13 protein-coding genes and 2 tRNA genes are annotated in these 16,016 nt (G+C 56.9%); all 15 read left to right on the forward strand.

Going from position 1 to position 16,016, the window contains the following annotated elements:
* The 15 genes from RBB62_RS11010 to RBB62_RS11080 all read left to right on the forward strand — a co-directional run bounded on the left by RBB62_RS11010 (window position 1) and on the right by RBB62_RS11080 (window position 16,013).
* Window positions 1-723 (forward strand): MotA/TolQ/ExbB proton channel family protein, encoded by a 723-nt coding sequence (locus RBB62_RS11010; RefSeq protein WP_309398891.1) that lies wholly within the window; start codon window positions 1-3, stop codon window positions 721-723.
* 24 nt (window positions 724-747) lie between these two features.
* On the forward strand, window positions 748-1,248 hold the full coding sequence (locus tag RBB62_RS11015; RefSeq protein WP_309398892.1) for an ExbD/TolR family protein: 501 nt from the start codon (window positions 748-750) through the stop codon (window positions 1,246-1,248).
* Window positions 1,245-2,012, forward strand: a complete 768-nt coding sequence (locus RBB62_RS11020; RefSeq protein ID WP_309398893.1) for a hypothetical protein — start codon at window positions 1,245-1,247, stop codon at window positions 2,010-2,012. The genes RBB62_RS11015 and RBB62_RS11020 overlap by 4 nt, the downstream gene beginning before the upstream one ends.
* A gap of 132 nt (window positions 2,013-2,144) precedes the next feature.
* A tRNA-Thr gene (locus RBB62_RS11025) sits at window positions 2,145-2,220 on the forward strand.
* A gap of 45 nt (window positions 2,221-2,265) precedes the next feature.
* Entirely contained in the window at window positions 2,266-3,456 is a 1,191-nt protein-coding gene (tuf, locus tag RBB62_RS11030; protein WP_309398894.1) for an elongation factor Tu, read from the forward strand.
* A gap of 85 nt (window positions 3,457-3,541) precedes the next feature.
* Window positions 3,542-3,617: transfer RNA gene (locus tag RBB62_RS11035), tRNA-Trp, on the forward strand.
* A gap of 99 nt (window positions 3,618-3,716) precedes the next feature.
* Window positions 3,717-3,920: a preprotein translocase subunit SecE gene (gene secE, locus RBB62_RS11040; RefSeq protein ID WP_309398895.1), complete on the forward strand. Its 204-nt coding sequence runs from the start codon at window positions 3,717-3,719 to the stop codon at window positions 3,918-3,920.
* 45 nt (window positions 3,921-3,965) lie between these two features.
* Window positions 3,966-4,544 carry a transcription termination/antitermination protein NusG gene (nusG, locus tag RBB62_RS11045; RefSeq protein ID WP_309398896.1) on the forward strand — a complete coding sequence of 193 codons (579 nt, stop codon included), beginning with the start codon at window positions 3,966-3,968 and terminating at the stop codon, window positions 4,542-4,544.
* Window positions 4,545-4,599: 55 nt separating this feature from the next.
* Entirely contained in the window at window positions 4,600-5,028 is a 429-nt protein-coding gene (gene rplK / locus RBB62_RS11050) for a 50S ribosomal protein L11 (RefSeq protein ID WP_309398897.1), read from the forward strand.
* A gap of 17 nt (window positions 5,029-5,045) precedes the next feature.
* Window positions 5,046-5,741 (forward strand): 50S ribosomal protein L1, encoded by a 696-nt coding sequence (gene rplA, locus RBB62_RS11055; RefSeq protein ID WP_309398898.1) that lies wholly within the window; start codon window positions 5,046-5,048, stop codon window positions 5,739-5,741.
* Window positions 5,742-5,755: 14 nt separating this feature from the next.
* Window positions 5,756-6,277, forward strand: coding sequence for a 50S ribosomal protein L10 (gene rplJ / locus RBB62_RS11060; RefSeq protein WP_309398899.1), 522 nt, complete (start codon window positions 5,756-5,758; stop codon window positions 6,275-6,277).
* A gap of 111 nt (window positions 6,278-6,388) precedes the next feature.
* Entirely contained in the window at window positions 6,389-6,775 is a 387-nt protein-coding gene (gene rplL / locus RBB62_RS11065) for a 50S ribosomal protein L7/L12 (protein ID WP_309398900.1), read from the forward strand.
* Window positions 6,776-6,998: 223 nt separating this feature from the next.
* Complete coding sequence (gene rpoB, locus RBB62_RS11070) at window positions 6,999-10,823, forward strand: DNA-directed RNA polymerase subunit beta (protein WP_309398901.1); 3,825 nt, start codon at window positions 6,999-7,001, stop codon at window positions 10,821-10,823.
* Window positions 10,824-10,842: 19 nt separating this feature from the next.
* Window positions 10,843-15,006 (forward strand): DNA-directed RNA polymerase subunit beta', encoded by a 4,164-nt coding sequence (gene rpoC, locus RBB62_RS11075; protein WP_309398902.1) that lies wholly within the window; start codon window positions 10,843-10,845, stop codon window positions 15,004-15,006.
* A gap of 614 nt (window positions 15,007-15,620) precedes the next feature.
* A complete protein-coding gene (locus tag RBB62_RS11080; protein ID WP_309398903.1) occupies window positions 15,621-16,013 on the forward strand; it encodes a BlaI/MecI/CopY family transcriptional regulator in 393 nt (130 codons plus the stop codon).
* Window positions 16,014-16,016 lie beyond the last annotated feature (3 nt).

Consider the following 16,016-nt stretch of genomic DNA (forward strand, 5'->3'; position numbering starts at 1 on the left):
GTGAATTACCTGGACCTATCGCTCATCGAAAAAGGCGGCCCGATCATGTGGCCGTTGCTGGCGCTTAGCCTGTTGGGCTTTGTGTTCTTTGTGGAGCGCGCGCTCTACTTGCACCGCGGACAGATCGCCGCCAGTTCGTTTTTGGACGGCATTAAGAACCTCGTCCGCAAGCAGCGCGTGCTCGAAGCCCTGACCGTGTGCGAAGAAACGCCCGGGCCGACGGCGGCGATTGTGAAGGCGGCGCTGATGAACTTTGACCAGCCGGAGGCGAAGATCCGCTCGTCCGTGCAGGAGGCGGCGATCATTGAAATCCCGGCACTCGAACGCCGCATTGGGACTATTGCCGCGATTGCCAAGGCCTCGCCGATCCTGGGCTTGCTCGGGACGGTGGTGTCTCTGCTGCGCGCGTTTTCCGTCATGCAGGCGGAGGGGCCATATGCGAATGCCTCGATTTTCTCTGGCGAAATTGCCCAAGCGCTGATCACGACGGCGGCCGGACTATCGATCGCCGTTATGGCTTATCTGGCGCACCACTTCTTGTACGGCCGCGTCCGTGCGCTCGTCCACGACATGGAGTGGGTGGCGAACGAGATCATGCAATTTCTGTTGTTGGATTTGCCAGATGAGCTGGCTGGCCAAGAGGCAACCAGCGAAACTGGCATCGAAGACCCGCGTGTTCCGCCGCCGTCGGATGATGAGACACCAGGTAAGCACGCCTCGTAATTTTCGTTCTATATATAAGAAGAGATGTCGCTCGTTCAGCCATTGGAATTGCAAAGCCGCTTGCGGACCCCGCCCACGGGCGCGGATGTCGCGGCCTTGTTTGATATCCTGCTGATTGTGGTGATGCTGTCGTTGCTGGGGTCGCGTTTTGTTTTTGCCCCGGGCAGCACGATTGGCTTGGAGGATTTCGAATTGCCGGAATCGAGCTTTAGCGAGCTTGCTGGCGTGCCGACAGTGGACGTGCTGACGCTGCTGCAAGACGACCGCGTGATCTACGATGGTCAGTTTATGACCGCGGAAGCGTGGTCCCTGGCCCTTGAGGATGGCATGGTCGAGGTGCGCCGGAGTAGCAACGCGATTTTGCTAATCAAGGCTGATGGGCGCATCAGCTTGCAGGCGTTTCTACGGATTTCCGACCGTGCGCGTCAGGCGGGCTACACGCGGATTCAGATTGCCGAGCGCCCAGCCAAGGGGGCTGCTGAGCTGCAATCATCGAGCAACCGTGGCGGAGTTATTCTGCAATGAGCGGCGCGTCGGCAGTCGAGCCGGTTGGGGTAGTGCGTCGCGAAAAGAGTATCTGGCGCAACCCAATTGCAATCTGGGCTTTGGTTTTGGGCGTAATTGCGCACTTGGCGGGCTTTTTTGCGTTCAACCTGGAGTTACCGTCCGAGCAAGTGATGGCCCCGCCGGCACCGGAAATCTATTATCTGGGTGCCAACGACGAGCTGAACGACTTGATGCAGGAACAGTCAGACTTGTTGGATTTTGAGCCACTCTTTCTGCCGACTTCCCGCAATGCCTCGGTTTATCTCGGTTGGGAGCAGCTCGTCGAGCGCACGCAGCCGTTTACGGAATTACCGCCTCGACTTCTGATTAGCGAAGAGCGTTTTCCGGAGGTAGGGCGTGATAAGGTGGCGCCTTTGAGCGATCCGCCAGAGATGCTAGAGCGCGATGCTGCCGGAAGTTTCGGGGCGTTTGGACAATTGGTAGATGCGCAAACGGCGCTCCCGGCTCGGGGTGGTTCCGTAGAGGTCTACCGCGAAGGGAAGTCACAAGTCGTTCTCGAAAAAGAGCTTATTGGAGGGGTCTTTGAAGAGGCGGCGGATAATTTGAGCGGCGTACAAGAGTGGGGGCTCAAGATCGGGGATACGGGTGTTGTCGGCGAGCCACTTTTAATTCGAGGCAGTGGACTTGAGTCGGTCGATGCTGCTGCGGCTAAGTATTTAGATGAAAATATCCCACAATGGAGCTTGGCACCGGGCTATTATCGTGTTGTTATCGGCCCTTAAACCCGTTTTTCCGGCCTGAACTTTTTCCGGCCGAAAAAATATTTTAAATTTTCATTGACGGATAGGAATAGGCTTAGCAATCTCGCCAGCTTTCCGTTTTTTCCCGCTAACTGGGAGGGAACGGTTTTTAATGCTCTGGTAGCTCAGTAGGTAGAGCGCGTCCTTGGTAAGGACGAGGTCGGCGGTTCAAGTCCGCTCCGGAGCTCCATTCCAGTCTAGCTTCCTTCCACACACACACACACGAACATCAAACATGGCTAAAGAAACCTTCGAACGCACGAAGCCTCACGTGAACGTGGGCACCATCGGTCACATTGACCACGGCAAAACCACGACGACCACTGCTATCCTTAAGGTTCAGTCCGACAAGGGTTTGGCACAGTTCAAGTCCTATGCTGATATTGCTAAGGGCGGAACGGTCCGTGACGAAACCAAGACGGTCACCATCGCTGTCGCACACGTAGAATACGAAACCGCAAATCGTCACTACGCGCACGTTGACTGCCCTGGGCACGCTGACTTCGTTAAGAACATGATCACGGGCGCTGCTCAGATGGACGGTGCTATCCTCGTGGTTTCCGCAGCTGACGGCCCTATGCCGCAGACTCGCGAGCACATCCTTCTCGCCCGCCAGGTGAACGTTCCGAACATCGTTGTGTGGTTGAACAAGGTTGACCTCCTCGACGACGAAGAGCTCCTCGAGCTCGTCGAAATGGAAGTCCGTGACCTCCTTTCCAAGTACCAGTATGACGGTGACAACATCACCATCGTTCGTGGTTCCGCTACTGCAGCCCTCGACGGCAAGCCGGAAGGTGTTGAAGCAATTGGCAACCTCATGGACGCCATTGACGCTGACATCGCTGAGCCAGAGCGCGACATCGACAAGCCGTTCCTGATGTCTGTCGAAGACGTGTTCTCCATCACCGGTCGTGGCACCGTTGCTACCGGTCGTATCGAGCGCGGCATCATCAAGGTAGGTGAAGAAGTTGAGATCGTTGGTCTCTCCGACACTCAGAAGACCACTGTTACCGGTGTTGAAATGTTCCGCAAGCTTCTCGATCAGGGTCAAGCTGGCGACAACGTTGGTCTCCTTCTCCGTGGTATCGACAAGGACAAGATCGAGCGTGGTCAAGTCATTGCCAAGCCCGGTTCCATTAATCCGCACGCCAAGGCAGAAGCCGAAATCTACGTTCTGACCAAGGACGAAGGTGGCCGCCACACTCCTTTCTTCAAGGGTTACCGCCCGCAGTTCTTCTTCGGCACCGCCGACGTGACTGGTGTGGTCAATCTGCCGGAAGGCGTTGAAATGGTGATGCCCGGTGATAACCTTACCATCACTCTTGAGCTCGGCAAGTCCGTCGCGATGGAAGAAGGCAAGCGCTTCGCGATCCGCGAAGGTGGCCGCACCATTGGCGCTGGTCGTGTGACCAAGATCATCGAGTAAGTTTTTACTTTTCCAGCCTTCGCCGGAAGCCCCGTATCGGGCTTCCGGCTTGGTTGTTTTAAAAACAAATTTTCATTTTTTACGTAGGGCGATAGTTCAATTGGTAGAGCAGCGGTCTCCAAAACCGCAAGTTGGGGGTTCGACTCCCTCTCGCCCTGCCACTTTCCAGATTGTGAGAAAGTGTCACCGCGCTGATTTTTGTCAGCGCTTTTGACGCCTACGCATATCGAAACCACCTCCACTCATTCACACTGATACCGATGGCAAATCCCTTCGCCAAGATCCGTCTCTTTTACAGCGAAACCGCGCTTGAACTCAAGAAGTCCCAGTGGCCAAACGCCAAGGAACTCCGGGAGTTGACGGCTGTGGTATGTGTGGGGATCGTTATTATTGGCGCATTTATTTCCCTCGCGGACTTTGCGCTGTATAACTTTGTATCGTTGTTCACCAAGCTGGTGGGCTAAGTCTTTTTCCTCCCCTCATTTTTATTTCCAACCGGTCCTTGATTCATGCCTAGCCCTATACAGTTGAGCGAACTCCAGTGGTATGCCGTACAGACGCTTTCCAACCAGGAAGCGAAAGTTAAGCGCTACCTCGACAAGTTCATCGAAGTTGAGGAGATGGGCGAATTCGTGAAGGAAGTGCTGATGCCGACCGAGACCGTTACCGAGGTCAAGTCCGGCAAAAAATACACGAAGCAGCGCAAGCTTTACCCAGGCTACGTCTTCATCCACATGCGGGTGTATGACGACCACGGCAAGGTTCTGCAGAAGCCGTGGTATTTCGTTCGCGGCGTGCAAGGCATCATTGGTTTCATTGGTGGTGACAATCCCACCCCCCTCAAGCAGGAAGAAATCAACCGCATCCTGGACCAGGTGAAGCAGGCCGAAGGGCACGAAAAGCCCAAGGTCGAATACGAAGTCGGCGAAGAAGTCAAAATCACCGACGGACCATTTCTCAATCTCACGGGCCGTATCGACGAGGTCGATCCGGAGCGTGGAAAACTCAAAGTTTCCGTTTCCATTTTTGGCCGCTTTACGCCGGTCGAGCTGGAATACTGGCAAGTCGAACGAGCGGAAGAGTCCTAAGCGTCGACCACTCTGGTTATCGCAAAAGGCATTCGCAATCACCGCATAATATACAATGGCTAAGAAAAAAGTAGTAGGACAGATTCGTCTACAGCTGCCCGCTGGAGCCGCCAACCCTGCGCCGCCCGTTGGTCCGGCACTGGGTGCGCATGGCGTGAACATCATGGGCTTCTGTAAGGAATACAACGCGAAGACAAAGGACCAGGCTGGTATGATCCTGCCGGTGGTTATCACGGTTTACGCAGACCGTTCCTTCACCTTCATCCTCAAGAGCCCGCCCGCAGCGGTTCTCTTGCGCAAAGCAGCAGGAATCGCTAAGGGTTCTGGCGTGCCGAACAAAGAAAAAGTCGGCAAGGTCACCCACAAGCAGCTCCTCGAAATCGTCGAAATCAAGAAGAACGACCTCAATGCATCCGATCCGGAGCAGGCCGCCCGCATGATTGCCGGCACCGCGCGCTCGATGGGTATTGAAGTAGAAGGCTAACCCAGGAGATTATAACCATGTCCAAATTATCCAAACGCATGGCCGCAGCGCGTGAAGGCGTTGATCTCACCAAGGCCTACACTCTCGACGAAGCTGTTGATACGCTCAGCAAATTCCCGACTGCCAAGTTCGACGAAACCATTGAAGTTTACGCCCACCTCGGCGTCGACCCCCGCCAGACCACGCAAATGGTTCGCGGAACGGTCGCTCTGCCGCACGGTAGTGGTAAGCAGGTCGTAGTCGCCGTCTTCACCGAAAACCCCGATGAAGCCAAGGCTGCCGGCGCTGAGTTCGCTGGCCTCGATGACCTGATCGAAAAGGTCCAGGGCGGCTGGCTCGACTTTGACGTCGCAGTAGCCACTCCCGGCGCGATGAAGGAAGTGCGCAAGGTTGCGCGCGTTCTTGGTCCGCGCGGCATGATGCCGAACCCGAAGACGGGCACGGTTGGTGACGATGTTGCCAAGATCGTGAACGAAGTGAAGGCCGGCCGTGTCGAATACAAGATGGACAAGACTGCGAATGTTGCCGTTGTCGTTGGTAAGCGTTCGTTCTCCAAGGAGCAAATCCTGGACAATGCCAAGACCGTCATCGATAGCCTCGCCAAGTCGAAGCCTGAAACCTTCAAGGGCGGCGCGTTCTTGAAGAGCCTCACCATCAGCTCAACCATGAGCCCCGGCGTTAAGATCGACGTCAAGGCCGCTCAAAATAACTAAGGAGGCGCTTAACCATGAGACCAGAAAAGCAATACCTCGTTAAGGAAGTTTCCGACTACCTCGCCAAGAGCGAATACGTTTTCCTGACCGACTTCAACCGCCTGACCGTGGCGGAAACCGCTGAACTGCGTGGCCAGCTCGCCACCCAGAACGCAGAGTTCCACGTCGTTAAGAACAGTATCCTGAACAATGCCATGAAGGAGCGCGAGCTTCCGAGCGTCGAAGACGTGCTGGAAGGCCCGACCGCAATCGTGGTTGGTGGCCCGAATCCTTCGGAAGTGGCCAAGGTTCTGATCAAGTTCTTCAAGGACAAGGAAAAGGTTGAAGTCAAGAAGGGCCTGCTCGGCGAGCAAACGCTTAGCAAGGAAGAAGTCGAAGAACTCTCGAAGCTTCCGAGCCTCGACGAGCTCCGTGCCAAGTTCCTCAGCCTGCTCAACACGCCGGCTACGCAGACCGTTCGCGTTCTTATCGCTGGCCCGCAAGGCCTGCTCAACGTTCTCCAAGCCAAGGTCGACAAGGACGGCGGCGCGGAGTAATCCACATCACTTTTACCCAACAGGTAAGAAACAAACAAACATCCAAAGAACCGTTCAGGGGGATGCGTCCCTTAAATCGCTTTTCGGCGACCTGTCATTCAAGGAAACATCATGTCAGACATCACCAAAGATCAAGTTATCGAATGGCTGAGCAATCAGTCCGTTCTTGAAGTTGCCGGTCTCGTTAAGGACCTCGAAGAAAAGTGGGGCGTTAGCGCTGCTGCTCCTGTTGCTGTTGCCGCTGGCGGCGCTGCTGCAGGTGGCGAAGCCGCTGCTGCTGAAGAGAAGGACGAATTCGACGTCATCCTCAAGGCTGCTGGCTCCAACAAGATTGCCTCCATTAAGGCTGTTCGCGAAATCACCGGTCTTGGCCTCAAGGAAGCCAAGGAAATGGTTGAAGGCGCACCGAAGGCCATCAAGGAAGGCGTATCCAAGGAAGAAGCTGCCGAGCTCGAAAAGAAGCTCAAGGACGCTGGCGCCGAAGTCGAAGTCAAGTAACCCTCCTTACGCATCTCAGGAAGCAGAAATTTGTTTCAAGCATCCTTTATTTCCGCAGGCAAGCGGGCTCGCCAATCGGCGGGTCCGCTGTCGGCGTTTTCTACCTCTCGGTGACGACGCTCGCCGACAGCGCGTTGGAAATTTGTTCCAGCGCCTTGTCGGCGGCCGTTTCAACCGCAACCAATCAGGTTAACCGAACAACACCAGTCCCATCAGAAGCACCATGGCAGAACGCATCAATTTCGGGAAGCTGAAGGAGGTCATTGCTCCGCCCAATCTTATCGAGAACCAGATTAACTCCTACAGGGAGTTTCTCCAGCTGGACGTCCCCCCGTCGCAACGCAAGGCGGTCGGGCTCGAGGCTGTGTTCCGGGAAGTCTTCCCCATTGAAAGCTACGACGAGGAATCGACCCTCGAGTATGTTTCCTACAACGTGACCCTCTCGAAACTGTCCGAGATGGAGTGCATTCGCGAAGGCGTTACCTACTCGGTTTCCCTCTACGTGAAGCTCCGCCTCCGTGAAAACGAAGGAATGGTCAAGGACGAGGAGATCTACATGGGCGAGCTGCCCATGTGCACCGAGCGTGGCTCCTTCATCATCAATGGCGCCGAGCGCGTGGTCGTTTCCCAGCTGCACCGTTCGCCGGGCATCTGCTTCGAGGACAGCACGCACACCAGTGGCAAGACACTGCACGCATTCCGCATCATTCCTGACCGCGGCACCTGGATCGAAACGCAGTTCGACCAAAACGACCTGCTCTACGTTTACCTCGACCGCCGTCGCCGTCGCCGCAAGTTCCTCATCACGACGCTGCTTCGCGCACTCGGCTACAGCACTGACTTTGACATCCTGAATCTCTTCTACGAGATCAGCGACCTCAAGATCCGCAAGGCTCTGAGCATGGAAAATGTCTCCAACCTCGTGTTGGTTGAAGACATTGTCGACGCCGAGCGCGGTGTGGTTCTAGCACGTTCTTTCGAGCCGCTGACCAAGACGATTATCCGTTCCTTCGAAACCGCTGGTCTCGAGTCCGTAAAGGTGATCGACACCACCGTCGACGATGGCGCGATCATCCGCTCCCTCAAGAAGGACCCGACCCGCAACGACGAAGAAGCGCTGCGTGACATCTACAAGCGCCTCCGCCCCGGTGAGCCGCCGACAGTCGCCAATGCCAAGGCCCTGCTCAAGCGTCTCTTCCAGGACCCGAAGCGCTACGATCTCGGTCGCGTTGGTCGCTACAAGATCAACCAAAAGCTTCACTTGAAGACGGACCTCGAAGTCCGCACCGTAACCGTTGAAGACATCGTCGAAGCCACCCGCTACCTCTGCAAGCTGAAGCAGGGTGAGGGCACCATCGATGATATCGACCATCTCGGTTCCCGCCGTGTCCGCACCGTCGGCGAGCTCTTGGCCAACCAGTGCCGCATCGGCCTGGCCCGCACCGAGCGTCTCGTCAAGGAGCGCATGACACTTTATGATCAGAGCGTTGACACGATCACGCCGCAAAAGCTGATCAACCCGAAGGCTCTGTCCACCGTGATCCGCGACTTCTTTGCTCGCAGCCAGCTGTCCCAGTTCATGGACCAGATCAACCCGCTCGCCGAACTCACCCACAAGCGCCGTCTTTCGGCTCTCGGGCCGGGTGGTTTGAATCGTGAGCGCGCCGGCTTCGAAGTGCGTGACGTTCACAACTCTCACTACGGTCGTATCTGCCCGATTGAGACTCCGGAAGGTCCGAACATTGGTTTGATCAACTCGCTTTCGACCTACGCCCGCATCAACGAGTTTGGCTTCATCGAGACGCCTTACCGCGTGGTGAAGGATGGCAAGGTTTCTGACGAAGTCGTTTACGTAACCGCCGACGAAGAAGAGGGCAGCGTTATTGCGCAGGCTAACTCGATCGTTGACGAAGATACGGGCGAATTCAAGGGCCGCGTCACCGTCCGCAAGCTGGACGAAGTTTACGAAGCCGACCCGACGGAAGTGAATTACATGGACGTGTCGCCAAAGCAGCTGGTTTCGGTTGCCGCAGGCATGATTCCGTTCCTTGAGCATGACGATGCTAACCGCGCGCTCATGGGCTCTAACATGCAGCGCCAAGGTGTGCCGCTTCTCCGCACGGAGTCCGCTTTTGTCGGCACCGGTGTAGAAGAGCGCATCGCGATTGACTCCGGCACGGTGGCAGTTGCTGCTGTGGATGGCATTGTCGCCTCCGTCGACGCTAACCGGATCATCGTGACGGAAGACGGCGAAATGCCGACCAGCCGCACGCTCAAAACCGACGCCAAGAAGGGCGTTTACGTTTACGAGCTGCGCAAGTTCCTCCGCTCTAACGCCGCCACTTGCTTCACCCAAAAGCCGATCGTGGCCAAGGGACAGCCGGTTAAGGCTGGTCAGGTCATCGCTGACGGCGCTTCGACCGAAGACGGTGAAATCGCCGTGGGCCGCAACGTCCTCGTCGCATACATGCCGTGGAACGGTTACAACTTCGAAGACGCGATCATCATCTCCGAAAAGCTCATCAAGGACGACGTCTTTACCTCGATCCACATTGAAGAGTTCGAAGTGACCGCCCGCGACACGAAGCTCGGTCCGGAAGAAATTACCCGTGACATCCCGAACGTCGGTGATGAAGCCCTGAAGAACCTCAACCGCGATGGCGTTATCCGCGTTGGTGCCGAGGTGAAGCCTGGTGACATCCTCGTCGGTAAGATCACGCCGAAGTCCGAAACCGAACTCGCTCCGGAAGAAAAGCTCCTCCGCGCGATCTTTGGTGAAAAGGCTGCGGATGTTAAGGACACTTCGCTGATCGTTCCGTCCGGCTGCAATGGCATGGTGATGGACGTCAAGGTCTCCAGCCGCGCCGACCGCGAACGCGAAAAGCTTTCGCCGTCTGACCGCCGCCGCCAGACCAAGAAGATCACCGAAGAGTACCGCTCGCAGACCGACAAGCTCCGTGAAGACCTCACCGAAGCGCTGTCGAACATCCTGCTCGGTGAAAAAATTCCGCTCGACGTGACCAACGGCGACACCGGCGAAGTCATCATCCCGGCCAACCGCAAGATCACGAAGACCCTCCTGCGTAAGCTCGCCCAGGTTTCCAAGAGCATCTCGATCGACCCGAGCCCGGTTCGCATCAAGATCATGGAAATCGTCGAGAACTACCAGCGCAAGTTCGACGAGATGGAGGACGAAAAGGGCCGCAAGATCGAAGGCATCGAGTCCGGCGCTCTCGACGAGTCCGGCGCGATCAAGAACGTCAAGGTCTACATCGCCGCCAAGCGCAAGATTCAGGTTGGTGACAAGATGGCCGGTCGTCACGGTAACAAGGGCGTTATCGCCAAGGTTGTTCCCGAGGAAGACATGCCGTTCCTGCCCAATGGCGAGCCGATCCAAATCATCCTCAATCCGCTGGGCGTTCCCAGCCGAATGAACGTTGGTCAGATCTTGGAGTGTCACCTTGGCTGGGCCTGTAAGGTCCTCGGCCTCAAGGTTGCGACTCCGGTCTTCGACGGTATTGGTGAAGCAGTCCGCCCAGGCTTTAACGTCGAAACCGACGAGCCGAAGACGGTTCGTGAGTTCCTGCTCAAGGCTGGCCTCCCTGAGTCCGGCAAGAGCCGACTCTACGATGGCCGCACGGGCGACGCCTTCGACCAAGAGGTCGTGGTCGGCTACACGCACATGCTTAAGCTCAACCACCTCGTCGCGGACAAGATCCACGCCCGCGCAGTTGGCCCCTACAGTCTCATTACCCAGCAGCCGCTCGGTGGTAAGGCCCAATACGGTGGTCAGCGTTTCGGGGAAATGGAAGTTTGGGCGCTCGAAGCATACGGCGCGGCTTACACCCTGCAGGAACTCCTGACGGTGAAGTCCGACGACGTTGCAGGCCGCACCAAGATTTACGAGCAGCTCGTCAAGGGCGACAACACGCTGCACGCCGGAACGCCTCAGTCGTTCAACGTGCTCGTTAAGGAAATGCAGTCACTCTGCCTCGACGTCCGTCTGGGTAGCGACGACTCGCTCGAATTTAAAACGCAAGCCAACTAATTAGGGGAGGGGACCAAACATGAGCACGCAAGAAGCACGCGAAGCACTTGGATTCGACCAAGACCAGTCTTTTGACTCGGTCGGCATTACCGTCGCCAGCGCGGACACGATTCGCAGCTGGTCGCGCGGGGAAGTAAAAAACCCTGAAACCATCAATTACCGCACGTTCAAGCCCGAGCCGGGCGGCCTGTTCTGCCAGCGCATTTTCGGGCCGGTCCGCGACTATGAGTGCGCCTGTGGCAAATACAAGCGCATCAAGTACAAGGGCGTCATCTGCGACCGCTGCGGCGTCGAAGTGACTGTCGCCCGCGTCCGTCGTGAGCGCATGGGCCACATCGAGCTCGCCGTTCCGGTTAGCCACATCTGGTTCCTCAAGTCGATGCCCAGCCGCCTCGGTCTGCTCCTCGACATGACCGCTCGCAGCCTCGAACGGGTCATCTACTATGAGAACTACATGGTGGTCGATCCGGGCAAGACTCCGATGGAGCCCAAGCAGCTCCTGACCGAGCAGGAATACATTCAGGCTCAGGACGAATACGGCGAAGACGCATTCGTGGCCAAGATGGGCGCGGAAGCACTCCGCGACAGCCTGGCCCAGCTCGAGCTCGAGATGGAAATCGGCACCCTGCACGAGCAAATGCACAGCACCCGCTCGAAGCAGATCAAGAAGAAGCTGGCGAAGCGCCTCAAGGTGATCCAGGGCTTCATCGACAGCGGCACCCGTCCCGAGTGGATGGTGCTCGACGTCCTGCCCGTCATCCCGCCGGACCTTCGCCCGCTCGTTCCGCTTGAAGGCGGCCGCTTCGCGACCTCCGACTTGAACGACCTTTACCGCCGCGTCATCAACCGCAACAACCGTCTCAAGAACCTGTTGCAACTGAAGACCCCGGACGTGATTATCCACAACGAAAAGCGCATGCTGCAGGAAGCTGTGGACGCGCTCTTCGACAATGGCCGTCACGGACGCGCAGTCACCGGCGCTGGCAACCGCCCCCTCAAGTCCCTCAGCGACATGCTCAAGGGCAAGCAGGGCCGCTTCCGCCAGAACTTGCTCGGTAAGCGCGTGGACTACTCCGGTCGTTCCGTTATCGTCATCGGTCCGGAACTGAAGCTCAACGAGTGCGGTCTTCCCAAGAAGATGGCCCTCGTGCTCTTCGAACCGTTCATCATTCGTCGCCTGAAGGAGCTGGGCTTTGTCCACACCGTTCGTGGCGCCCGCAAGATGATCGAAAAGAAGTCGCCGGAAGTTTGGGACATTCTGGAAGAAGTGACCAAGGGGCACCCGGTCATGCTCAACCGCGCGCCGACGCTGCACCGCCTCTCGATCCAGGCTTTCGAGCCGAAGTTGATTGAAGGTAACGCAATCCGCTTGCACCCGCTCGTCTGCACCGCTTACAATGCGGACTTCGACGGTGACCAAATGGCTGTGCACGTTCCGCTGTCGGTCGAAGCTGTCATGGAAGCCAAGCTGCTCATGCTGGCCACGCACAACATCTTCTCGCCGTCCTCCGGTAAGCCGATTCTGACTCCGTCGCAGGACGTTGTTCTCGGTTCTTACTACACCACGGCCGACCCGAAGACGAAGCCCGCCAAGGGCGAGCGTGTGCCGCTGATTGCCACCCGCAACGAAGCGATCCTGGCCGAGTCCACCCGCGCAGACTTCAATCTGCACACCTGGGTTGACTTCGTGAACCCGGACTACGGCAAGCCCGGCACCATTTACGGTAACCACGAAAAGAAGATCATCCGCACCACCATTGGCCGCATTCTCTTTGCGGAAATCTGGCCGGAGAAGATCGGTTTCGTGAACTTCGCTGTCACCAAGAAGAAGCTCGGTGACCTGATCATGAACTCTTACAAGACCGCTGGTAAGCGTGACGTTGTGCCTGTGCTCGACGCCCTCAAGACCATTGGCTTTAAGATGGCGACCCGCGCCGGCATCTCCGTCGGTATCGGTGACATGATCATCCCCGAAGACAAGAAGGACATCATCGCCGAAGCCCGTAAGAAGATCGACGAAGTTGAAGCTCAATACTCCAAGGGTATCATCACCACCGGTGAGCGCTACAACAAGATCATCGACATTTGGACCGGCGCTACCGACCAGATTGCCAACTCCGTATTCCGCGAACTGAACACCAACCAGGGCCGCCCGGACATCAACCCGGTTTACCTGATGATGGACTCCGGTGCTCGTGGTAACAAGCAACAGGTTCGCCAGCTGTGCGGAACGCGTGGTCTGATGGCTAAGCCGTCCGGTGATATTATCGAACGTCCGATTCTGTCTTCCTTCCGCGAAGGTCTGTCCGTTCTGGAATACTTCCTTTCCACTCACGGCGCTCGTAAGGGTCTGGCCGACACCGCGCTTAAGACCGCGGACGCTGGTTACCTGACCCGTAAGCTTTGTGACGTCGCAATGGACTGCGTCATCACCGAAGCTGACGACGGCAATCGCGACGGTATCTGGAAGCACGCCATTTACGAAGGTGACGACGAAATCGTTCCTCTGGAAGACCGCATCACCGGTCGTTGCCCGAGCGAAGACGTGATCAACCCGCTTGAGCCGGACGAAATCATCACCAAGAATGGTGAGATCATCACCGAGCAAATGGCGAAGAAGATCGTCGACGTGGGCATCGAGCGCATCAAGGTCATGTCGCCGTTGACGCACATGCGTAAGAACGGCATCCCGGCGCTTTCTTACGGCCTCGACCCGGCAACGGGCGACATGGTCAAGCCCGGTTCCGCTGTGGGCATCATCGCCGCGCAGTCGATTGGTGAGCCTGGCACCCAGCTGACCATGCGTACCTTCCACATCGGTGGTATTGCTACCGGTTCGATGAAGAATCCGGAAATCAAGGTCCGCAACACTGGTTTCGTCCGCTACACCGGCCTCCGCCTCGTGCAGACCGTTGACGGCGCTAGCATCGTGCTCAACAAGACCGGTTCGGTCCAGATCCTGGACGAAGACGACCGCGTCATGGAAGACTACCAGATTGTCACCGGTTCGGTGCTGACCGTTCAAGACGGCGGCGAGATCCAAAAGGGCAGCGTTCTGGCCATGTGGGACCCGCATAACATTCCGATTCTCTCGGAAAAAGCTGGTAACATCGCCTTTAAGGACATGATTCCGGGTGTGACGATTAAGCGCGAGCTTGACGCCTCCACCGGCCGTATCGCCACCGTGGTTATCGAGCACAAGGAAGACCTCAACCCGCAGGTTGAAATCCGTGACGACGCCGGCAAGGTCCTTGCGACCTACGCAATTCCGGTGGGCGCGCAGGTTTCCGTCTCCGACGGCGACACCATCGCCCCGGGCGCCCTGCTGGCCAAGACTCCGCGTTCGGCGTCCAAGACGCAGGACATTACCGGTGGTCTGCCGCGTGTTGCTGAGCTCTTCGAAGCCCGTCGCCCGAAGGACGCCACCGAAATGGCGAAGATCGACGGTGTTGTTTCGTTTGGCGGCGCAGTTCGCTCCAAGAAGAAGCTGATCGTGACCAACGAGGAAACCGGCGAGCAGGAAGAACACCTGATCCCGCACGGCAAGCACATCATCGTGCACGCTGGCGACGTGGTCCACAAGGGCCAGCACCTCACCGAAGGTTCCGCCGATCCGCATGAAATCCTCGACATCCTTGGGCCGAATACCGTTCAGGAATACCTCCTGTCCGAGATTCAAAAGGTCTATCGTATGCAGGGTGTGCCGATTAACGACAAGCACATCGAGCTCATCATCGCCCGCATGCTCCGCAAGGTGCGCATCACCGATCCAGGTGACAGCGATTACTTCTGGGGTGAGCAGATCGACAAGAGTGACTTCCTCAACGAGAACGAGCGCATCGCAGAAGCTGGTGGTAAGCCGGCCGAAGGTGAGCCGATCCTGTTGGGCATCACCAAGGCATCGCTCGAGACCGAGTCGTTCATCTCCGCGGCTTCCTTCCAGGAAACCACCCGCGTGCTGACCGACGCTTCGACCCTCGGCAAGAAGGACCGCCTGACCGGCTTTAAGGAAAACGTGATCATGGGTCACCTCATCCCTGCTGGCACCGGCCTTCCGAAGTATCGCCGCCTCAGCGTCAATGCACTGGGCACTCCGGTTGAAAACAACCCGATGGTTGAGCGCGACTACTCCCTGAGCGACGACGAGTCCAGTGAGTCTTCCTTCACGCCGCAAGTCGGCTAAGGTCGATCGTCAACGATCTAAAACTTTACACGGCGCTTCCGTTCTCGGAGGCGCCGTTTTTTTGCGGTAGTTCGGAGGAGAGAGTGGTGAGTTTCGAGTTGGGTGAATGGGGGAGTCCTAGAGATAACATGAAGTTGCCGGGTTGAGCAAGTGCTGGCCCCGGCAACTTCATATTATCTCTAGTGGAGAAAAATTGGCCTTCCCCTCTATATGTCCGACCCTTTGTGCTAAAATCCACCTGTGTTTTCGACCAATACCGAAACCTGCCGTTGACGCTCGGTATGTCACGAATTGAAGGCAGTAATCGGGAGACGCCGACTCCCTAGTCGGCTTAAGTTGACTCCCACCCTGTGTATCGCCGACTCCCCAATTACGGATCGGCGATTCCTTTACAAATGCATGGTAGTAACATGGACTCTGCTACGGTTAGGCAGAAGCTGTGCATAGGGGTGACTCTGCCAATGCCTATAGGCCACTTCGATTAACCTACGCAATCTCGGCCATGGTTGGTTAATCGAGGTGTCCTATAGTCGAACATGTTGAATAAAGATTAAAATAATCTAACTACGAAGCTTTTCGTTGACAGGCCTACGAAAGTGTTCGTAGATAGGTGTATGAAAGCAAAACCGCTGCGACCAACGGAATCGGAACTGGATATTCTTAAAGTGTTATGGGCGCATGGGGCGTTGACCGTGCGTGGGGTGCATGAGCGCCTCGTGACCGAGACGGGCTACACGACGGTGCTCAAGCTCATGCAGATCATGGCGGAGAAAGGCTTGGTGGTGCGTGATGAGAGCCAGCGCGCCCATGTTTATACAGCTGCCATCGACGAGGGGGAAACGAAGCAGCAGGCGGTCCAGTCACTGGCGGGAAAACTCTTTGGCGGGAGTGGCTTAAAGCTCGCGATGCAGGCGTTGGGCCAAGGCAAAGCGTCGCCGGAGGAGCTCGCGGAAATGCGCCAGCTGATCGACGCCATGGAGCAGTCACCGAAAAAGCCTAAACGTTGAGGA

Source organism: Cerasicoccus maritimus, assembly GCA_031296935.1.
GTDB classification, from domain to species: domain Bacteria; phylum Verrucomicrobiota; class Verrucomicrobiia; order Opitutales; family Cerasicoccaceae; genus Cerasicoccus; species Cerasicoccus maritimus.